Raw genomic sequence first — 21,896 nt, 5'->3', positions numbered from 1 at the left:
GCAGCCTTTATACAGGCTGTCTTTATAATCTTGCATCCCGCTCCCCAATTACTTAGAATACTATCTATACCAAAGGCATTCACTTTCCACAAGCGGACGCGATCGGGAGAACCTTAATAGTGCATATTGCAATATCTGCTTCATATCTATTACCATTTCAGTGTAGATAAAGCGGAAATGAATCCTATCTGGCTTCCCGCCGCTCTTTTGGGCGGGCTATTTCAAGCATGGCGCACCGCTCTTCAGCAACGCTTGCGCGCTGAACTAAGTGTCAGTGCAGCAGGGCTTGTCCGCTATCTTTATGGCCTGCCCTTTGCGTTGGCTTTTACGGCAATCTGGCTGCGGATAGAGGGCGTCTATATTCCTGATCTGACGCCTGAATTTTTTGGCCTGGCAGCAGCAGGCGGAATAGCGCAGATGGCGGGCACAATATTGCTTATCATGGCTTTCGGCCATCGCGGCTTCATCGTCGGCACGGCCTTTTCCAAAACAGAAGCGATGCAGGTCGCGCTGGTCACGGCGTTGCTGTTTGACGAGCGTCTTCCCTTGCTGGCCTGGATCGGCATCATGGCCGGTGTCGCAGGCATCTTGATCCTTGCGCTGGCCAAACGTGATATAAAGCCGCGCCAGTTTCTACAGGCACTGACCCAGCCTGCCGCCTTCTGCGGCCTTGGCGCAGGGACCATGTTCGCCTTTGCCGCAATCGCCATCAAAGAAGCAACGGGCGAACTGGCCGAGGTCGGCTTCATTGGCTCCGCGCTTATCACGCTTGTTGCTGTCATGGCCATACAGAGCAGCCTGCATCTGACATGGATCATCGCGCATGACCGGGCCGCTTTACACGACGTGGCGCGGTCGTGGCGGACATCAAACCAGGTTGGCATGCTTTCCGCACTCGGTTCCGCCTGCTGGTATATAGGTTTCGCGGTCGCTCCTGCCGCACTGGTGCGGGTGGTTGGCCAGGTGGAAATTATCTTTACCGTCGCCTTCGCGCATTTCTATTTGCGCGAACCCGTGCGCTGGCATGAAACGGTCGGTCTTTCAATGGTGGTTGGCGGCGTCGTTCTGGCACTGATCGCTACACTTTAAACGGATTTCGACCGCAAAAAACCATTTGGGCTACCTAACGGTTATCCACCGCTATGCGCAGTGCTGGACGCCAGATTCTGATATGAAACGTATTTAGTCAAGCGATTAAATAATGGCTCAATACAAGCATGCAGTAACGTAAGACAATACTCCCTCAACCAAAGCAGACCAGAATCTTATACAAGATCATGCCCTTATCTATGGCAATAGAGTCTGACAATAAGGTCACACTTAGCCTCAAAAATCGCAGGCTATTTGATTATCGTTTGTAAACGCCAAGCAGTCGGATATTATTGAATGACAAAAATAATAATTAACTATGGGAGAGTATATAATGAAAGTTGGTTTACGACTATCAACCTGCATGTTCGCGTTTGCTGCAATCGCATCTTCGCCAGTATATGCACAATCGGATACTGATGGAGAACAAGCCGAAAGGGGCAGCGGTGCTTTCAGCGATAATATAATCGTTGTGACCGCACAGGGCCGCGAGCAAGTCTTGTCCGACGTTCCTATCGCCGTTTCAGCAGTTAGCTCTGAACAGTTGCAGCAAAGCGGCACAAGCGACATCCGCGAACTGAACCAGCTTGCCCCATCCCTGCTCGTATCTTCGACCGGCAATGAAGCCAATGGCTCGGCGCGTATTCGCGGCATCGGCACGGTGGGCGATAACCCCGGCCTGGAAAGCTCTGTCGCTGTGTTCATCGATGGTGTTTACCGTTCGCGTAGCGGTAATGCGCTGAGCGAGCTTGGCCCGATTGACCGGATTGAAATCCTGCGCGGTCCGCAGGGGACATTGGGCGGACGGAATTCCTCTGCCGGTATGATCAATATTTCCACCGCGCCGCCAGAGTTCACCTTTTCAGGACATGCGTCTGCGTCTTATGGCAATTACGACCAGATCCGTCTGGAAGGCGGCATTAACGCTCCGCTAAGCGAAAATATCGCAGCGCGGATCGACGGTGTTTTTCTGAAGCGCGACGGTTTTTACAATGATGTCGTCAACGATACCGATGTGAATAATAAAGACCGCTATCTTGTGCGCGGCCAATTGCTTTTTGAACCAAGCGAGACGCTTACCGTCCGGGTGATCGGTGACTATTCCAAGAAAGACGAAGCGTGCTGTGCAGCCGTTTTCGTGCAGCCTGATTCCGCCCAGCTATCGCGCGTGAGTCCGGGGCTGGACGAGTTCACTCGTCCGCTGCCCGGCGCACCTTCGCTCACCGATCCGGCAAACCCGATCATTCCGGTGCTTTTGGGTCTGGGTCAAAATGCCAATGCGCTTAACCAGGGCACGTTCAACCGGGATATCTATGTTACGCCCGGACGTACTTATGCAGGCGAAACCGAAGATTGGGGCGGCTCGGTCGAGGTCAATGCAGAATTGGGCGAGATCAACCTGACGTCGATCACAGCTTATCGGGAATATTCCAACTTCCAGGCTTCTGACACCGACTATACACAGGTGGATATCCTATATCGGGAACCGACAAGTGATGCCGGCGCGCGTGAGTTCAAGACTTTCACGCAGGAATTGCGGCTACAAGGGTCGCTGTTTGATGACAGGCTCGACTGGCTGGTCGGTGGTTTCTACGCCAACGAAAAGCTTGAAGTACGGGACAACCTGCGCTTTGGCACACAATACGGGGCTTTTGCGCCATGCCGTATCGTCAATGCGGTCAATCCCGCACTTGCCTCACCCACCAGCACAGGTTGTCTGAGCGCCGGCGGCCGGGCAGCATTACAAGCCGCAAATGGCGGTGCGGGCGCCTTTGGCCCTGCCACTCCGCTGATTTTCGCGGGGCTGGATAATCTGGCCCAGATTAATGATCGCGGCAGTAATGTTGATGTCTATAATCAGAAAAGCGAGAATTTCGCTTTCTTCACGCATAATATTTTCCACGTAACGGACAAGCTCGACCTTACTTTGGGTCTGCGTTACACCAACGAAACCAAGGATTTTAAAGCCGCGTTCACCAACGACAATACGATGTGCCCAACTCAGCGCGCATTGTTCTCGCCGTTGCTGGGCGGCCCACTTGATGCATTGGCAGCCGGGATAATCGGCCTGTCCTGTCAGGGTAACTCCACTTCGGAACTTGACGGCGTTACCATCAGCGACAAACGCAGCGAGAGTGAGTTTACCGGCACAGCTATCCTGTCTTATAAACCGACCGATGATCTGATGCTTTATGGCAGCTATTCCCGCGGTTACAAAGCGGGTGGCTTCAACCTTGACCGCTCTGCCTTGACCACGTCGACGCTGCTTAATCCAGCATTGGCAGGGGACACGGCTAACCTGCAATTTGACCAGGAAACAGTGGACGCCTTTGAAATCGGCGCGAAATACTCTTCGCGTGAATTCTCGCTAAGCGTAGCGGCGTTCCGTCAACAATTTGACAGTTTCCAGCTTAATACGTTCAACGGTTCGGTGTACCTTGTGCAGAATATCAACGCTTGTAGCGATGATCTGGGCGGGGCCGATCTCGATACCGATGGAACAACGGGTGCCTGTGATCCCGACAATGTCAAATATGGTGTTGTTGCGCAGGGTGTTGAACTGGAAGCATCGATCAATCCCATTCGTGACCTTAACATCACGATGGGTCTGACCTACACCGACACCAGCTATGAAAATGATCTGGTTGGCCGTGACACGGGCACGCCGCTTGATCCGGCGCTGCGTCTGCTACCAGGTGACAATCTGTCCAACGCTCCGGAAATCACGGCGACAGCATCGCTTTCCTACACGCCGCCGATCGGCAATAGCGGCCTCTCTGGACTATTCTATGTAAACGCGCGGACGACCGGTGATTATAATACCGGCTCGGACCTGCTATATGGCAAGGAACAGAACGGCTACACGCTGGTAAACGCACGTATCGGTATCCGTGGTCCGGAAAACAGATGGGCGATAGAAGGATGGGCGCAGAACCTCTTCGACGTTGATTATACGCAAGTTGCGTTCAACACGCCATTTGTCGCGTCACAGCAAACCTACTCGGCCTTCCTTGCAGAACCGAGAACTTATGGCATCACCGTGCGCGGGCGTTTCTAGGACGGTAGTTCCCGGTTAAAACACGGGCCTTGAATTAAAGCGTGCGACCTAATCAAACAGGTCGCACGCTTTTTTATTTGCTTTACTTGCCCTTTGTTCCGACGATTTTCTCGCTCGCTTTATTCTTTTCCAATAGCTTGGGATCGAACCAGACCGGCTTCAGCTTTTTCTCCACAAACAGCTTCATCTGGTCCGTATAATGCGGACTATCGGGCCGTGTGGTAGCCGAACCAAATGGCTGGATTGACCGGGAAGTTACCTTGCCCGTTTGATCCCATTCGGCAAACATGATGAAGCTGTCCCCGTGTCGCACAGACAGACGCCCGTCGTCAGCCACATCCCACAAGGTAGAGGCCCTTATCGTGTCATTGCCGCCATCAATCGGCAGATCGACATCCCCCTGACGCAAGCGCAGAACATCCAGCATCGGCGGATCGATCCGGCCAAAATATCTGGTGAGATGATCGACCGTTTCCTGCAATATTGTCCGCGGATCAGGAAGATCGCCGCGCTGGTAATGTGCCTTGTTGGCGGGTCGCAGCACCATGAGCGCCAGCGTATCGGCATCCCCCTTGCCATCAAGGTTCCAGTCCCATGTGGCGAGCAGCGCCTGCGCCTTGGCAAGGCCCGGATCACCCTTCAAATCTAGCGCCGCAATCCTGTCCATCCAGTCTTTCGCATATCCTGCCCTCACATAGGCAGTGTCATATTTGATCCGGCGGATTTCATCCTCGCTAATCGTGCCGCCAGATGCAATCGCGGCTTCCAGCAACTGGATGGACCGGCGCGAACGGTTGGTCTGGTCATCCTCGACCCCCAATAGGGGTGAAAAACTGTCGCGTTTCAGTTCATCGCCTGGCCCCGCCGCAATAAAGGGCGTGTTATTCGCGTTCATGACATAGCCTGACGCCGGGTTAATCAGCGCCGGAACCCGCGCGAAGGGCAGTGTATTTTGCCAGACCGCCTTGGACGTATCGCCAGGCAGCACCCCTCGCCAATTAAAGCCGGGCGCACGGTCAGGGAACATCGCGTTATAGAACATCCCAATATTACCCCTGGCATCGGCATAAATGAAATTCGTGGCCGGAACACCCTGCCCCGCCATCGCGGCTTGCCACTCGGCAAAATTGCTGGCCTTGTTGATACGATAATATTGGGTGAGCATGTCAAGCTGATCCATGCCCGCATAGCGCAGCGCATAAGCGCCGCTATCGTTCATAATTACCGGCCCGTGGACGGAGCGGTAAACCATCTTGGGATAGGGAATGACAAACGGTCCATATTTGATTTTCAGCCAGACCCGCTTTTTCCCAAGCGGCAACCATTTGCCATCAAAGCGATAGGCATTGCGCTTTTCATTCAGGGTCAGCTTGTAAATGTCTATAAGGTCAGGCCGGTTCACGGTGTTGGTCCAGCCAAGATTTTTATTATGCCCCAAAAACGCAAATGGCGATCCGGGGAAGTTTGCACCGGCAAAATCCCACCCCTCGCCGCTATGCACGACCAGTTCATACCAGGCGACATTGCCGCGCAATGGTTGATGCGAATTGGAAATCAGGCGGGTTTTGCTTTCGCTCGACAGCGCTGGCGCAATCGCATAGCCATTAGAGCCATTTTCATCGGGATCGGACCCAACAGGTGTGACGATCTTGTCTTTACTAAGCGGATGAACCGTCCGGTTTTCTATCGGAACAACCAGACTGGGACCGCCCTCGCGGCGCAGCGGTTCATTCTCGATCAGCGCCTCTATCGGGCCGTTCAGACCAAAGAAAAACGGTGAACGCAAAACAAAACCGGCTGCTATGTCCCGGCCATTGACCGGAAACAGTTTCGAAAGGCTTACCTCGCCGGGATGCTCCTCGGCATAATCGTTAAGGCCAGCCGCATAGCCGTCGAGCACCATTTGCACGTCCGCTGGCAAATCATCATATTGGCGCTCCACCGTTCCGCTAATATCCAGCAGCGCCGAAATATAATCCACCGGAGCGCCGTCTACACCGTTCAGCGTCGCCATCCGTCCGCGGGTCATCGCCGTTACTTCTTGCAGGGTGGCAAAATCATCCTCGGCATGAGCATAGGCCACACCATAAGCGACATCGGCATCCGTCTTGCCAAAAATATGCGGAACACCAAAATTATCCCGGACAATCCTAGCCTCATAATCGCGGTAGGGTGGCGGCGTTTTTGGCGAAACAGTGAGCGGTTCCCAGACCATCAAGGCAACGGCTGCGATGACCAACAATACGGCAAGAATCAAACCCGAACGCTTCAGTAACTTCACGTATATTCCTTCCGCAAGGTGCAGATATAGTGTCCGCCCCTTTTACTCATCGATGGACTTACCATATAAGTCACAGATAAACAGTCGCTATTCACGGCTGTCCACCCGAATAAAAAACCATTTTGACTAGACGTAAAATAAAACAGGACCGGCAAATGAACCTCGAAAAATTTACTGATCGCGCCAAGGGCTTTTTGCAATCAGCGCAGACCGTGGCCATTCGTATGAACCACCAACAAATTACCGACGCACATCTGTTGAAAGCCCTGCTAGAAGACGAACAAGGCATGGCATCCGGCCTGATCGCCAAAGCAGGTGGTAATGCCAAGATGACGCATACGGAAATCGATGCCGCTCTGGGTAAAATCCCGGCGGTTTCGGGTAGCGGTGCACAGCAAACGCCCGGCCTGAATAACGATGCTGTACGCGTACTGGATCAGGCAGAACAGATCGCCGAAAAAGCGGGCGACAGCTATGTCACAGTGGAGCGTCTGTTGCTTGCCCTCACCCTGTCAAAAGATACGACGTCAGGGAAGGCACTTGCCAACGCGGGCGTGACTCCCGATGCGTTGAACGGCGCGATTAACGAGCTACGCGGTGGACGCACAGCCGACACGGCTTCAGCGGAAGACCGCTATGACGCGCTTAAGAAATTTGCCCGCGACCTCACCGAAGCTGCGCGTGAAGGCAAGATGGACCCGGTCATCGGCCGGGATGAGGAAATCCGCCGCACCATCCAGATTTTGGCCCGGCGCACAAAGAACAACCCCGTTCTCATCGGTGAGCCCGGTGTCGGTAAAACCGCGATTGCCGAAGGTTTGGCGCTGCGTATTGCCAATGGTGATGTGCCCGACAGCCTGAAAGACCGCCGCCTGATGGCGCTGGACATGGGTTCGCTTATTGCCGGTGCAAAATATCGCGGCGAGTTCGAGGAACGCCTGAAAGGCGTGCTCGACGAGGTGCGCGGGGCCGAGGGTGAAATCATCCTGTTTATTGATGAAATGCACACGCTGATCGGTGCGGGCGCTTCAGAGGGGTCGATGGATGCCAGCAACTTGCTGAAACCGGCATTGGCACGCGGCGAACTGCATTGCATTGGTGCAACGACGCTGGATGAATATCAGAAATATGTCGAAAAAGACCCTGCATTACAGCGGCGGTTTCAGCCGGTAACGATTGGCGAACCGACGGTGGAGGATACAATTTCCATCCTGCGCGGCCTGAAAGAAAAATATGAACTGCATCACGGTGTGCGGATTACTGACGGCGCACTAGTGAGCGCGGCGACATTATCGCACCGCTATATTTCCGACCGCTTCCTGCCTGATAAAGCCATCGACCTGATGGACGAAGCGGCATCGCGTATCCGTATGGAAGTGGAGTCAAAACCTGAGGAAATCGAAAATCTCGACCGCCGGATCATCCAGCTTAAAATCGAACGGGAGGCCTTGTCCAAGGAAAGCGACGACGCTTCGAAAAGCCGTCTCGAAGCATTGGAAAAGGAACTGGCAGAGCTGGAGCAGCAATCTGCCGAACTGACCACGCGCTGGCAGGGTGAGAAGGATAAAATCAATGCCGAAGCGCAGCTGAAAGAACAGTTGGATGCTGCCAGACTGGAACTGGAACAGGCGCAGCGGGCTGGTGATCTCGCCAAGGCCGGTGAGCTTAGCTATGGCAGAATTCCAGAGCTGACACGGCAATTGGAAGAGGCCAGCGGTGCCAGCCAAGGCGCGATGCTGCGCGAAGAAGTGGTGAGCGAGGATATCGCCGCTGTTGTATCACGCTGGACCGGCATTCCGGTTGACAAGATGCTGGAAGGCGAACGCGAAAAACTGCTGGCCATGGAAGAACTGATCGGGAAACGGGTCATTGGCCAGAAAGAAGCTATTGACGCGGTATCATCGGCTGTCCGCCGTTCGCGGGCCGGGCTGCAAGACCCCAATCGTCCGCTGGGCAGCTTCCTGTTCCTTGGCCCCACCGGCGTTGGTAAAACAGAACTGACCAAGGCGCTGGCCAGTTTCCTGTTCGATGATGACCAGGCGATGGTTCGCATCGATATGTCGGAATTTATGGAAAAGCATAGCGTCGCCCGCCTGATCGGTGCGCCTCCTGGCTATGTGGGCTACGAAGAAGGCGGCGTCCTGACCGAAGCCGTTCGGCGGCGGCCCTATCAGGTCATTCTGTTCGACGAGGTTGAAAAAGCGCATGGCGACGTGTTCAACGTGCTTCTGCAAGTGCTTGACGATGGCCGTTTGACGGACGGACATGGCCGGGTTGTGGATTTTTCCAACACTCTAATCATCCTGACCTCCAACCTGGGCAGCCAATATTTGGCGAACATGACCGGGGATCAGACTGTTAAGGATATAGAGCCGCAAGTGATGGAAGTCGTGCGCGCGCATTTCCGGCCGGAATTTCTCAACCGGCTTGATGAAATCATCCTTTTCCACAGACTGGGTGAAGAACATATGGCGCCGATTGTCGAGATTCAGGTTGGCCGCGTGCAAAAGCTGCTCAAGGACCGCAAGATCAAACTGGAACTTACCGATGCAGCCAAACGCTGGCTCGGTCGGGTCGGTTACGACCCCGTCTACGGTGCAAGACCACTGAAACGGGCCATACAGAAATATCTGCAAGACCCGCTGGCCGACATGTTATTGCGCGGCAATGTACCGGACAACAGCACCGTCCAGATAGACGAAGGCGACGGGGCTTTGAATATGAAGGTGGTTTAGAAGCTTAGGGTAGGAAGCCGTTTAATTAATCTCGGGAAAACCCCTGTTTGCATCGGAAATAAGGGAATCCGCGGCTCTTTGACCGGCTCCCCGCCTCGCGCGCCATGCCGCTTCAGTCAGACAAACGCGTTTCGTGCGTGTGACGGCTTGACGTTCACATCTAATGGTTTGTGAATTATCGGCCGTTTCAGATGTAGCGTTAGACATACCATCCCCAGCCTCGTCCGCCTGTTGGGCGGGGGGGCTGGCGTGGCCAGTCCCACGAAAGAGGTTGCAGTGGCAGCCATTATCATCATTTTCGTTGTTATACGCATATGCCTTCCCCTCGCTGCGGCCCATGCCATTTATATGCTTATATGCGGATGATATATAAAGCTTAATCGGTATCGCTGTTTTCCTTGCTTCGCTATTCGAGTCCGTGCAAAATGATTGGGTGCATTCACCGGATAACAACACCAATATCATTCTCGACCCCGACTGGCTGGCTCACCGGTATCAACCGGATGGGGACAAGATCCATTTCGTTCGTGCAAGCCGGGAAGTCCACCAATCAGTAACCTTTGTTTCGGATGAATATTTGCCGACAAACCTGGAGCGGCAGATTATTGATCGCAACGCTCTGGCCATCCCGTCAGCTTCGGAAAACAAGGCCCATTTCATTCTTCATTCCGGCTTTTGCTGTTCAACTTTATTGGCGCGGGCCTTTGATCTGGAAAATATTTCCATGGGCTTGAAAGAGCCTGTTATCCTGCAAGATGCGACGGGATATTATTATGGGGCAACGGACAAGCAAAAAGCCAGAGTGGTTGTTCGGGATTTAGTCAGCTTGCTGGTTCGCCCCTTTCAGCCAGCCGAGACCACGATTATCAAACCGTCTTGCGTAGTCAACGGCATGGCTGAGCTGTTCATGCACATGTTACCGGAATCCCGCAGCGTCATTATTCACGCACCGCTTCCGGTTTTTCTTGGTTCAATCGCAAGGAAGCAGATTACCGGCAGGTTGTGGGCGCGTGAGCAATTTGCCGCATTGCATAAAATGCGGCTGATTGATCTTGGATATGATGACGATCAGTATTTCCGTCAAACCGATTTGCAGATTGCCGCAGCAGGGTGGCTTATACAGCAGGGGATATTCCAAAAGCTCATCCAGACTTTCGGTGCTGACCGGGTACAAACGATCAACAGCGAAGCCTTGCTGGCCAATCCGGATATGGCGATAACCAGAATGGCACAGCTTTATCAACTGGGTTTGAACGACCAGCAAATACAGCAGATTGTTGATGGTCCGGCCTTTAACAGCCATTCAAAACACGGTACCGAATTTGATCGGAAGGGCCGCGAAGAGGAGCGTTCTACCGGAGAATCTCCCCATGCCGATGAAATAGGAAAGGTTACGTTCTGGGCTGAAAAGGTCGCGGAAGCAGCCGGTATTGATATGGTCTTGAAGGCCCCCTTGATCTGATGCGCTAAATCGCCGGTGTCGCCACGTCAAAGGCCACCGATAGCCGTTCGCCATCGTCAAAGGGCATTGTTCCGTGCCACATGATAGAGGGGAAGATAACAAGACGCCCGGCCCTAGGTTCTATTTCACGCACAGCTTGCAGATCGAGGTTCAACTCTGGCGGCGGCGCTCCCAAGGCGAGCCAGCCAGCGGGCGGTGGTCCCATATCTGCTTTGTCCGGTACGCTGACATAAAAGGCTGAACTGAACCATCCCATAGGATGAATATGGCTGGTGTGAAAGCCCGCTCCGGAGAGGCGCACGGACCATGATCCGGCAAAGCTGATTGAATCCGGTCGGTACCGTAAAACGGGGTGGGATGGAACAGATGGAGACATGTTTGCAATATGCTGCATTACCGCCGCGTAGATGACTGATCTCAGCTCGCGGATCTCCGGATCGATCCTTGCGAACAGCGGGCCATCGGTCTGTGTACCGCCGCGAACCGACTGCCCCACGATGTCCGCTTTTGCCACATGTATGGAGCGCAGGCACCGGGCCAGCGCGTCCATGTCTATCTGGTCTGCCAGGTCATATGTCCGGACAAGTTCATCCTGACCATACAGCCATTTCCACCGGTCATCGCCCATTGCCCGCCACGCCAGCGAAAGATAGGGCCAGACCTGATTTGCCTCCGCGTGTCCGGTAAAGGCCTCTCCCACGCTGGCGGCCTGTTCCATCTCGCCCGTCCGCAAAAGGTGGCGCATGTGCCGGACTGCAAGCGCAATTTCCGTGATCGGGGCCAGTGCATCAAATAGCTGTCCCGCGCGCTCCGCCTCGCCAAGTTCGGATGCACAGACAGCATCATATATCATCAGGCCGCGGCTATCACCCAGCACCTTGCGGGCTTCATCCACCATTTTGGCGGCTTCGGCAAAGCGGTTGGCGTTAAAAAGCGCGTCCAGGCATTTCGCCCAAAGCGCACCATTTTGCGGATTGGTTTCCAATGCCTTGGTAAAGGACGTGATAAAACCATCCTTGTCCCCCGCTGCCCAGCGGGCCTGCGACAGCAACTCATGCCCCTCCAGCCACAAGGGGTTACTCGCGAGAATAAGCTCCAGATCGGCGATGGCATTGTCAAATTGCCCCACGGCCATTTGCGCGGCACTACGACCAATTATGACCGCCCCGTCACTTGGCGCAAATTGCCGGGCCTTGTCGAATAGCTCAATAGCAGGCAAACCCGCCTCCATCGTCACTCTGGCAATGGCATGATGGAGAACGGCACTATCCGGTTGATATTGCAATGCTTTTTTAAGCGCGCTTAGGGAAGCGGCGGAATCCTGATCCATCCGGTGGACCATTCCCAGCATATGCCAAAGCTTTCCTTCTCTTGGCAGTTCCTTGATCGCGGAACGCACAAGATTGAGCGCTTGATCGATCTGCCCGGCACTGCTCAGCGCGTTTACACGCTTTATAACATCATCGGTATCGAAAGCATTAGTCATTACTATGGGTCACCGCTCCTGAATTATGTGCCCATGTGTAAAGCGATCCCGTCGTTTGTGCAAAGGATAGCGTTGGCCCAAATTAGACCCTGACTCAATTTCGCCATAACGGAAGAGCAGCATGACTAATTATGCGCGCACAAAAAAAGAGCGGCAGGGAAATCATCCCTGCCGCTCCTGATTTCATCGACTGTCTGCGCGGATTAGAAGCGCAGGCGGCCTGTTACGTTGAAACGACGTCCGAGTGCATCATAGGTCGTCGGATAGGTATTACCCGAGTTATATGCACTGCCGCCGATGTAAGAGCTTACAATCGGTGGTTTCTTGTCGAGCAGGTTCTGCACACCAGCAGTCATTTCGAAATTGTCGGTAACGCTGAAACGTGTCGTCAGATCGAAATAGCTATAGGCACTGATGGAAGAATATTCATCCAGAGCATCACCGAAGGACGCACTAAGTGGTTCAAGCGAAACACCATCGATCCATGTCCACAGCAAGGAAACGTCAACACTGTCGCCGAAGCCAACTGTTGCACGCGCGTTAAATGTGAATTCCGGAGTGATAGGTTCACAGTTTTCACCGTAGTAGGACACACATTCACGGTTGATCGAGGTTGGGCTTGCTTTGAATTTCAGCTGCTCGGTCCAGTTACCGCTAAAGTCGAATGCAACTCTACCGAAGCTGGTGGGCATCTGATAAGCAACCCGCATGTCAACACCGGAGGTTTCGATAACACCCTGGTTGGTCAACTGAAGGATCAGACCAGCCGTATCACCGCCGCCGTTCAGCGAACCGTTTAGCGGGTTACGACCAATCAACGCACAAGCCGTCGGATCAAAGTCAACAAAGCATGGGTCAATAATATCACCAGGCGTCGGCGTTGTGATAGCGCCTTTGACCTTGATGTTATAATAGTCAGCCGTGATTTGCAGACCGGGAACGGATGGCGGCGTCAATACTACACCAATGGTATAGCTGTTTGCCGTTTCAGGTCCCAGATCCGGGTTGCCACCAGCAGTCGCATTGATCTGTCCGGCAGAAGGCTGCGGAATAGTACCAATTCTTCCAGCTGGCGCACCTTGTGCGATACAAATCGCCGTCAACTGCGCATCACCAACAGGGTTGGTGCCTGCACAGGGGTCTATGGACAAAGCAGTGAGGCCGGTCACAACAGGTGAGAACAATTCACCAATGTTGGGCGAACGGACCGCATGCTGATAGACACCGCGGATTTTGTAACCTTCAATCGGTTCCCAGGTACCACCGGCTTTCCACGTCGTGCTGCCGCCCGAGTTGGAATAGTCGGAATAACGGATGCCGCCTTCAGCTGTCAGGCTGTAGATGCCCGGTACGTTTTCGACGATTGGAACAATCAATTCGCCGAAGACTTCCTTGACGTCATATTCGCCCTGGAAAGCTGGTGACGGAGCACCCGTACCCATGACTTCGTCTTGTGTGCCGCTGGCTACGTCAGGAATCTGCGCTGCGGTATATTTGCGATATTCAGCGCCGACAGCAAAACCGATAGGTGTATCAGCAAACAGGAAGCTTTCCGAACCAAGGTCGCCGGAAATGCTACCATTTACAACAGAGAGAGTCGTTTTAACAACTTGCGTGCTGGGTTGATCGAAAAATGCAATTGTATCAGCCGTCACGTTTGTGCCATTACCAAACAGGTTGATCGGAACACAACCGTTTGCCGGATCGGAGCACACTACAGCGCCATCACCATCAACATTTGCGCGCAATGCCTGCTGAACGCGGGATTTAAGGCCCCAGTGGACATTTGATTGCGTACGATCTGACTCACCATATGTACCATAAACATCGAAATTGATATTATCGGTGATCGAACCGCGAACACCGCCCCAGATTTGGAACTGGTTGGTTACATAATCTGTTTCACGAGCACCCATTTCCACCAGACGGCGGTTAATGACGGTGGGAACTTCGCGATAATCAACATCGCCAGGCGCAAGTGTCGGATCAGATGCTGCAACACACTCAGCAGCAGTCAATGAACTATTAGCGCAAATGTTGTCACGGATAGAGGGTGTGAGATATGGGTTGTTCAACGGAACCTGCCATGTATCACCAAACAGACCGGAAGGTGCTAGACGCAGGCTAACGGTGCTCTTGGTGAACATACCCTTGGTGTAAACTTCAATATTGTCCGTAACTTCATAACGAGCCGAACCGAAAACATTGAAGCGTTCCAATGGTGTCTGGAAATAGTTGAACGGTGCAAAGTTGAACGTGCTGTAGGTTGGAACCAGCTCACCCGTAGCCGGGTCATATTGATCGCCATTTATACGTGTAGGCACAGCAGTACCGGACCCGATCTTCGAACCTTCGATGAACAATGTGTCCTTAGAGAACGAACGGTCGCCCTGAAGCACGGAATCGATATTCTGGTAACCGATACTCAAAACCGCGTTGCCGCGTCCGTCATCAAAATTAGCACCAACGGTAACGTCAGTCCGGAAACGCTGGCCGTCACCTTCTTCGGTAAGACCGAAAGTGGCAGCCATATCAACACCGGCAAAGTCACGCTTTGTGACAAAGTTGGCAACACCTGCGATAGCATCAGCACCATAAACGGAGCTGGCACCGCCGGTAAAAATGTCCACGCGTTCAACCAGAGCAACCGGAATGATGTTAAGGTCGGTCACACTAGCAAGGCTGGATGGTACCAGACGGGTTCCGTCGAGCAATACCAGGTTACGGTTAGTACCCAGATTACGCATGTTCAGCGCGGCAAAACCGGCACTACCGTTGTTCACGGAACTGTTAATGCCAGGAGCGATGCCAGGAAGATCACCGATTAATTCTTCGGCGTTGGTTGCCTGACGCAAATCAATTTCGTCGCCGCTAACTACGTTAACCGGAGAAGACTGCTCAAGGTTAGGGTTAGTAATGCGTGAACCCGTAACAATGATGATGTCATCAGCTGCAGCAGCTTCCTGAACATCCTGGTCCTGCGCGAAGGCAGGCGCGGAAACCATAGCAAGGCCTAGCACCAGTGGTGCTGTGCCGCTCATCAGCTTCGTAATTTTTTTCATGATATTCCAGTCCCTTATTCTGGAGGAGCAGGACCCCCAATGGCCTGCTTCTGTATTTGACCAATAGAATCATTCACGATTTAGATACGCGATATCTTCCATAGGAATGGCTTGCAGATGCCGGACTCGCGCTATCCTGTAAAGCAACTGTTCATGTTTCGGACACAGTTTTGTAGCGGTTGTAACTATTTTGCAACAGTGTGAAAAGCTGCCAAATAGGAGAGAAACCGGCTGAAACAGGTCTTTTATCATGCTCTGCCACCGCGACTTTACACGGCGGCCTTGTGCGACGAAGTGGATATGCTAGTCCTTCCCCGAGAGGCAACAGGGGCGGTATTCACTCCTGATGCCGGATTTTAACGTCGAGGAACACGGACATGATTACACGGAAATGCAAGCTGGCATCCTATATGTTTTGCGCGCCTGTTTTGCTTATTGGCGCTCCGGCACTGGCGGCGGAAAAGGATAGTGAAACCATGGCTCCGCCGGCGATTTATACTGACCTGATCGCCTGTAAATCCATCGCAGATGCAAGCCAGCGGCTGGCCTGTTTCGATGCAAAGGTTGCCGCGCTTGAAACCGCGCAGGTTAGCAACGAGGTAATTATCGCCGACCGCGAGCAGGTCCGCGAAGCCCGGCGCAGCGTGTTTGGCCTGTCCCTGCCCCGAATCAAGCTGTTCGACGGCAATGCCGAAAAAGGCGATAATGTTGACGAGATCGAGGCGACCATCACATCAGTCAGCCCAATGCGCAGCGGCAAATGGCTGTTCAAGCTGGAAGACGGTGCGCTTTGGCAACAGACCGAGGCAAGAGCTACAAGAACTCCGCCAAAAGAAGGCGATTCTGTATTGATTAAGCGCGGGGCGCTGGGAAGTTTTATGGCAAAGCTGAACGGCGGCCGCGCGTTCAAGGTGAAACGAATCGTTAACTGAGTAAAGCGTCCGGGGTCTTACGCCCAAAAACTCACCCCATGGGCCCGGTTAGCAATATCGGGTCGATCCGGGCGTCGTTCCATTTCATGGACCAGTGGAGGTGCGGGCCGGTTGTGCGGCCTGTCGCGCCGATGCGGCCGATGGGTTCGCCGCGTTTCACTTCCTGTCCGACCTTGACCAATATCTGCGACGCGTGGAGGAACGCGCTGTTCAGGCCCATGCCGTGATCGATCATCAGCAAATTGCCTTCAAGCGAAAAGGGCTTGTCCGCGGCCAGCGTCACGACACCGTCGGCCGGTGCGACAAAAGTGGTGCCGGTCGCGCCCGCAATGTCAACGCCGCTGTGATAGCTGCCCGGCTCACCCTTGTAGATTCGCTGTGATCCGAACATGCCCGAAATGCGCCCCTTCGCTGGCCAGACAAAGGTCTGACGCCATCCCTGACTGTCGCTTTGGACTTGGCGCGCGGCGTGGATCTGTTCCAGCTCCGGCGCGCGCAATGCCATGAAAGCCGCGCTGGGCCCGCCGCTGCGCCGTGCGACATTGACATGCTCTATCTTCCAGTCGCGCGGGGCAATGTTGAAATATTTGCGGACCGTCTCGCCATTTTCCAGCGTTGCCACCATCTGGGCGGACTGGCCGGCGTCGCGGTTGAAGGCGATGATGAACTTGCCATCCTCGGCCACTTGCACGGGTTCGCCGTCGAGGGTCAGGCTGCGCGTTCCTGCCGGAGCATCGCCCAGCATCACGCCGCCTTGAATCTCCTGCCCCGAAAACCCGAATTTCAACGCCTTGCGAAAAGCGGATTGCTCTACAGCAGCCTCTTCCGATGCGTCCCGTTCAGCCGTATCCGCAGATGTCGAGGAAGCAAAAGCCGTGGGTAAAGACAGACCGGCAAGGACAGCCAGGGTCAAGGAACCGAAAGTCAGGCTTTGCTTAAGCGTCATTTTACTCCCCTGTTTCACTCTCCGTCAGGCCGGCTTTACTTTCCGTCAGACAGGTGCGCCTGAGCCGAAATCTCTGCCGTCGCATAAGGTTCCTGATTCTCTACGCTCCAGTAGCGCAGGTCTTCCAGGGCGATTTGCTCACCAGATACCGCGCATAAAACATGGTCACCGGATGAAAGCATCCGAAACCCGTTCGGCAGATAATGCAGCTTTGCCACCTTGTTGCGATTGGACATTAACATGAAAAACCCTTACTTTCCGTCATATTTACCTATGGTTTACAGATAAGCATTTGCGGCAATCATAACAAGAATTGCGATTAAAACAAATCCTGCTGCCTGTCATCCGCCGGTTTTTTGGTGCTGACCGCCTTTGCTTTGGTGGCTGGTGCTTTGGTGGCTGGCGGTTCAGATTGGGCCTCCGGCTTGTCACCAACATGCGCCGCCACAGTTCCGTCATGAAAGTGCAGGTTCACCGCGCCAGCCTTGATCGCTGCGGCGCGGCTGCCAATGACGCTTTTATCCAGCGCCGACACCCGTGCATAGCCGCGTTTCAGTGGGCCGTCGGGGGAGACTTGCTGCGCCAGCCGCCACAGATTGTCGAGCCGTTGCCGCGCATCGTTCAAAGGCCGCTCGATAAGCTGCACCGGCAACGCACATCTGTCCAACCGGCTTTTCGCCGTATCCAGCCGCTGCCGCAGCATCGCCGGTCTTAACGCGCCCCCTGATTCCGAAAGACGGCTGCGCGCCTGGACGATATTATGCCGCATGGCGTGTTTCATGCCGTCGGCAAGTTCATCCACCCGCTGTTGATGCGGGCGCAGCAGATCGGTCAGTGCGGGCATCAGGCGGCGCTGGGCCTCCAGCCGTTCCTGTGCAGTTGAAAAGCCCCTCTGAACCGAGCGCGCCATCCGCACCTTTGCCTCGCTTAACGTCGCCAGCCACTCGGCGCGAACCGGCACAGCCATTTCCGCTGCCGCTGTCGGGGTAGGCGCACGCAGATCGGCGGCAAAATCGCACAAAGTCGTGTCGGTTTCATGACCAACCGCAGAGATGACGGGAATCGAACAATCCGCGACCGCCCGCACCACTATTTCTTCGTTAAAGCTCCATAAATCCTCGATAGAGCCGCCACCGCGCGCGACGATAATCAAATCGGGCCGCACCAGCCCCCCGCCACCTTCGCCGCCACTTTGCATATTCGAAAAGCCGTTAATCGCCCCTGCAATCTGTTTCGCGGCACCTTCACCCTGCACCAATACCGGCCAGACAATCACATGTGTCGGGCAACGGTCGGCCAGTCGGTGCAAAATATCGCGAATGACGGAGCCAGTCGGCGATGTCACAACACCAATGGTTTTCGGCAGGAACGGAAGGGCGCGTTTGCGGCTCTGGTCAAACAGCCCTTCGCCCTGCAACTTGGCCTTCAGCTTTTCAAAAAGCTGCATCAGCGCGCCTTCGCCCGCCAGTTCCATCTTCTCGATAACGACCTGATATTTGGAACGTCCGGGATAGGTGGTCAGCTTGCCAGAGACGACAACCTCAATCCCGTCTTCCGGCTGGAACGGCAGCCGTCCGGCATTACCCTTCCACATCACTCCGTCCAGCACCGCCTTGTCATCTTTCAGCGCCAGATAGACATGACCGGAAGCCGCACGTTTATAGCCGGAAATCTCTCCCCTGATCCGCACAAAGCCGAAACGGTCTTCCACCACTCGCTTTAGCGAATTGGAAATTTCCGAAACAGATAAAGGAGCGGCATTGTCGCCGGCGCCACTCTCCGCTAACAGCCCACCCATATTATTTCCGTTTGTAGAGAGTGAATCGTCCATGAATATCCTGTTGCTCGGGTCCGGTGGCCGTGAACATGCCTTGGCATGGAAGCTGGCGCAATCCCCGTCGGTAGAGAAATTTTACGCCAGTCCGGGTAATCCCGGCATTGCCGAACATGCAATATGCGTGAATCTGGACGTGTCCGACCATGGAGCGGTGATTTTGTTTTGCGCGCGCAATGACATTGATCTGGTAGTCGTAGGACCAGAAGCTCCTCTGGTTGACGGGCTGGCCGAAAGCCTGCGTATCGCGGAGATATTTGTATTCGGTCCCGATAAAGCCCCTGCCCAGCTGGAAGGGTCAAAAGGATTTACCAAGGACCTGTGCGCCCGCGCCCATATTCCAACCGCTGGCTATGTCCGCACCACCAAACAGACGGACGCACTGGCTGCGCTCGACAGGTTTTCGATTCCCGTCGTCATAAAGGCCGACGGGCTGGCCGCTGGCAAGGGCGTCATCATCGCCGAAACCCGCGAACAGGCAGAGGATGCGATCGCCATGATGTTTGACGGCGGCTTTGGCGATGCCGGTGCCGAAGTCGTGATCGAAGAGTTTCTGACCGGTGAAGAAGCCAGCTTTTTCGCGATCACCGATGGCAAAAATGTCATCCCCTTTGGCAGCGCACAGGACCATAAGCGCGTCGGCGAAGGCGATACCGGGCCGAATACCGGCGGCATGGGCGCTTACAGCCCCGCGCCTGTGCTGACCCCTGTCTTACAAAAACAGGTTATGGATGAGATCATCCAGCCGACCGTTGACACGCTGGCCGCCGAAGGCACGCCCTATAGCGGCGTTCTGTTTGCCGGGCTGATGCTGACTGACACCGGGCCGCAGCTCATTGAATATAATGCCCGTTTTGGCGATCCGGAATGTCAGGTACTGATGATGCGGCTACAATCCGACCTTGCCGCTATCATGCTGGCCACTGCCAAGGGTGAGCTTGACCAGATTAGCGCGCCGGAATTTGACCAGCAATCGGCTTTGACTGTCGTTATGGCAGCAAAAGGCTATCCCGCCACACCCGAAAAAGGCGGAAAGATCCGTAACCTTTCCGGGGCAGAGAGCGAAGGCGTCAAAATCTTTCACGCTGGCACAGCGGAGCAGGACGGCGAATTGATTGCCAATGGTGGCCGCGTGCTGAACGTCACCGCCTTGGGCAGCAACACCACCGAGGCACAGGCCAAGGCCTATGCTGCCGTGGACAAGATTGACTTCGAAACCGGCTTTTGCCGCCGCGACATCGGATGGAGAGAGGTTGCACGCGAAGCAGAGGGCTGAATGGGCCGCAAGGGGGTCAGCCCCGCGTCAACCTGAACTTGTTTGGGCGTCTTCATTGCGCGAAAGCGGGGTGCTATTTTCGGGTCATCCGACGTTCAAAGTTCACAAAGTTCACACCAAGGAACCGCGCTTTTCCGCCGATTCCTGTTTTTTGCGAAGGATTTTCCAACATTTGACAGGCGGGAGATTATTCATAGTGAGAAGGAGCCGGGCTGTGCGTATCATGAGTGCTACACTGTAGGACAGCGGTTTTTACACCCATCATTCCCGCTCAGGCTGGAATGATGGTATGATTTGACGCTGTACCTGATATGGAAACATGGTTCGACAGGCCCACCACTAACGATTGCTTTCCCCCTAAATGCCCGCCGTCACATCATGGCCGTATAGCCAGTCCAACCTCTGGTTTGCCAGATCAGGCTTGATCTTGTCCGCCAGCCACATCGGGCCATAGGTCGCCAGCTTTCCCGCCCCGCTGCGTTGATGGTATAGGTGCATATTCGTTCGGGCCGCGGCTTGCACTCTTGCCGTCCGGTCATGCCGGGCTGTGAAATAGGCTGACAGGGCCGTGCGGTAATCGTCCTTTTCCGCCAGATAGCGCGCCAGAACATAGCCGTCTTCAATCGCTTGCACAGCGCCCTGTGCCATGAAGGGCAGCATCGGGTGGCACGCATCGCCCAGTAAAACCGCCCGGCCATCCACCCATTTGCCCAGCGGAGGACGGTCAAACAGGGCCCAGCGATAATGGGCGTCGGCCTGTTCAAGCAAGGTCGTTATTGTCGGATGCCAACCGGCAAAATCAGCCAGCGCATCATCGCGGCTGCCCTCTTCGGTCCAGCTTTCATTGTGCCAGTCATCCCGCTCGACCACGCCGACAAAATTGGCCAGCTTCCCGCCGCGCAGCAAATAGGTGACGGCATGTTTGCCCTCGCCAAGCCAGATGGTGGAAACCGGCAACGGAGCATTGCGGCCCAGCTTTTCCACAGGCACGACAGCGCGCCAGGCCGTATTGCCCGTGAAAACGGGCTCCTGCGCGCCGACCATTTGCGCGCGCATGGCCGAGCGGATACCGTCAGCGCCAACCACAATATCACCCGCAACCCGCGTCCCGTCCGCCAGCATGACCCAGGCGCCATCTTCATCTTGCCCGTAACCGGTGACGGTAGCGCCCGTCCTGATGATGGCGGATGTCCGGTCTTCCAGAGCCTGTTTCAAGACAGCGACCAGATCGGCGCGGTGGACGTGCAGATAGGGTGCGCCAAAAATGTCTTCATAATCCGTGGTCGAAACGGTGAAAATGGGCTGATTGGACGGGCCTTTGCGTAGCGACCGCCCCACGACTTTCCCCCTTTCCACGTTACCCATCCGAAGCTGGATTGCTCGCGGTCTGAACCCGGTGGCTTCAACCTGTTTGTCTATTCCTAGAGCGCGCAGCACCTTCATCCCGTTGGGGCTGATCTGTAATCCTGCACCAATTTCGCCAAGGTCAGCGGCCTGCTCGCAAAGCTCGACATCCCAGCCAAAGGCGTGAAAGCATAGCGCGGCGTTTAATCCGCCAATCCCGCCGCCTGCTATAACCGCTTTCATTCCATAAATCCTGACGCGCTACAATCTGTGAACCGGGTCTAATCATCGGGCTTTGTTAATGCCACTCTTGATTCGCAATGGGCCTGTAAAGCGCTCCGGCCAAGGATACGACCCCTTGCATGTTAACCATTTCCAGCTGGATATTGTC

Annotated in this window: 13 protein-coding genes; 6 read left to right on the top strand and 7 right to left on the bottom strand. The window is 54.7% G+C overall.

Annotated features, from left to right (window positions below):
• Positions 1–177 precede the first annotated feature (177 nt).
• Together VIN76_RS04315 and VIN76_RS04310 are read left to right on the top strand one after the other, a co-directional pair.
• Positions 178–1,089 (top strand): DMT family transporter, encoded by a 912-nt coding sequence (locus VIN76_RS04315; protein WP_332040583.1) that lies wholly within the window; start codon positions 178–180, stop codon positions 1,087–1,089.
• Between the two features lie 334 nt (positions 1,090–1,423).
• On the top strand, positions 1,424–4,147 hold the full coding sequence (locus VIN76_RS04310; protein ID WP_332040582.1) for a TonB-dependent receptor: 2,724 nt from the start codon (positions 1,424–1,426) through the stop codon (positions 4,145–4,147).
• Between the two features lie 82 nt (positions 4,148–4,229).
• Here the strand turns inward: VIN76_RS04310 and VIN76_RS04305 are convergent, their stop codons facing one another.
• Positions 4,230–6,428 (bottom strand): acylase, encoded by a 2,199-nt coding sequence (locus VIN76_RS04305; protein ID WP_332040581.1) that lies wholly within the window; start codon positions 6,426–6,428, stop codon positions 4,230–4,232.
• Between the two features lie 155 nt (positions 6,429–6,583).
• Here VIN76_RS04305 and clpB point away from each other — a divergent pair, with 155 nt between their 5' ends.
• Positions 6,584–9,163 carry an ATP-dependent chaperone ClpB gene (clpB, locus tag VIN76_RS04300; protein ID WP_332040580.1) on the top strand — a complete coding sequence of 860 codons (2,580 nt, stop codon included), beginning with the start codon at positions 6,584–6,586 and terminating at the stop codon, positions 9,161–9,163.
• 433 nt (positions 9,164–9,596) lie between these two features.
• Complete coding sequence (locus VIN76_RS04295; RefSeq protein ID WP_332040579.1) at positions 9,597–10,625, top strand: hypothetical protein; 1,029 nt, start codon at positions 9,597–9,599, stop codon at positions 10,623–10,625.
• Between the two features lie 4 nt (positions 10,626–10,629).
• Here VIN76_RS04295 and VIN76_RS04290 read toward each other — a convergent pair whose 3' ends face one another.
• Together VIN76_RS04290 and VIN76_RS04285 are read right to left on the bottom strand one after the other, a co-directional pair.
• Positions 10,630–12,111, bottom strand: coding sequence for a putative 2OG-Fe(II) oxygenase (locus VIN76_RS04290; protein ID WP_332040578.1), 1,482 nt, complete (start codon positions 12,109–12,111; stop codon positions 10,630–10,632).
• A 203-nt stretch (positions 12,112–12,314) separates the two neighbouring features.
• Complete coding sequence (locus VIN76_RS04285; RefSeq protein WP_332040577.1) at positions 12,315–15,173, bottom strand: TonB-dependent receptor plug domain-containing protein; 2,859 nt, start codon at positions 15,171–15,173, stop codon at positions 12,315–12,317.
• 377 nt (positions 15,174–15,550) lie between these two features.
• Between VIN76_RS04285 and VIN76_RS04280 the strand changes: the two genes are divergently transcribed.
• Positions 15,551–16,105, top strand: coding sequence for a hypothetical protein (locus VIN76_RS04280; protein WP_332040576.1), 555 nt, complete (start codon positions 15,551–15,553; stop codon positions 16,103–16,105).
• Between the two features lie 31 nt (positions 16,106–16,136).
• Here VIN76_RS04280 and VIN76_RS04275 read toward each other — a convergent pair whose 3' ends face one another.
• The 3 genes from VIN76_RS04275 to xseA form a co-directional block, all read right to left on the bottom strand.
• Positions 16,137–17,051 carry a M23 family metallopeptidase gene (locus VIN76_RS04275; protein ID WP_332040575.1) on the bottom strand — a complete coding sequence of 305 codons (915 nt, stop codon included), beginning with the start codon at positions 17,049–17,051 and terminating at the stop codon, positions 16,137–16,139.
• Positions 17,052–17,086: 35 nt separating this feature from the next.
• On the bottom strand, positions 17,087–17,293 hold the full coding sequence (locus VIN76_RS04270; protein ID WP_332040574.1) for a DUF2093 domain-containing protein: 207 nt from the start codon (positions 17,291–17,293) through the stop codon (positions 17,087–17,089).
• A gap of 77 nt (positions 17,294–17,370) precedes the next feature.
• Positions 17,371–18,849: an exodeoxyribonuclease VII large subunit gene (gene xseA, locus VIN76_RS04265; protein ID WP_332040573.1), complete on the bottom strand. Its 1,479-nt coding sequence runs from the start codon at positions 18,847–18,849 to the stop codon at positions 17,371–17,373.
• A gap of 31 nt (positions 18,850–18,880) precedes the next feature.
• Here xseA and purD point away from each other — a divergent pair, with 31 nt between their 5' ends.
• Positions 18,881–20,161 (top strand): phosphoribosylamine--glycine ligase, encoded by a 1,281-nt coding sequence (purD, locus tag VIN76_RS04260; protein ID WP_332040572.1) that lies wholly within the window; start codon positions 18,881–18,883, stop codon positions 20,159–20,161.
• Positions 20,162–20,518: 357 nt separating this feature from the next.
• On the opposite strand, the gene VIN76_RS04255 is transcribed toward purD, so the two are convergent.
• The gene (locus VIN76_RS04255; protein ID WP_332040571.1) at positions 20,519–21,748 is read right to left on the bottom strand and encodes an FAD-dependent monooxygenase; all 1,230 of its coding nucleotides are present in this window, start codon (positions 21,746–21,748) and stop codon (positions 20,519–20,521) included.
• Between the last annotated feature and the right edge of the window lie 148 nt (positions 21,749–21,896).

The sequence above is a fragment of the Parasphingorhabdus sp. genome (genome assembly GCF_036568145.1).
Classification (GTDB): domain Bacteria; phylum Pseudomonadota; class Alphaproteobacteria; order Sphingomonadales; family Sphingomonadaceae; genus Parasphingorhabdus.
The sequence above is the reverse complement of the archived record's forward strand: the minus strand, read 5'-3'. Positions and strand labels throughout refer to the sequence as shown.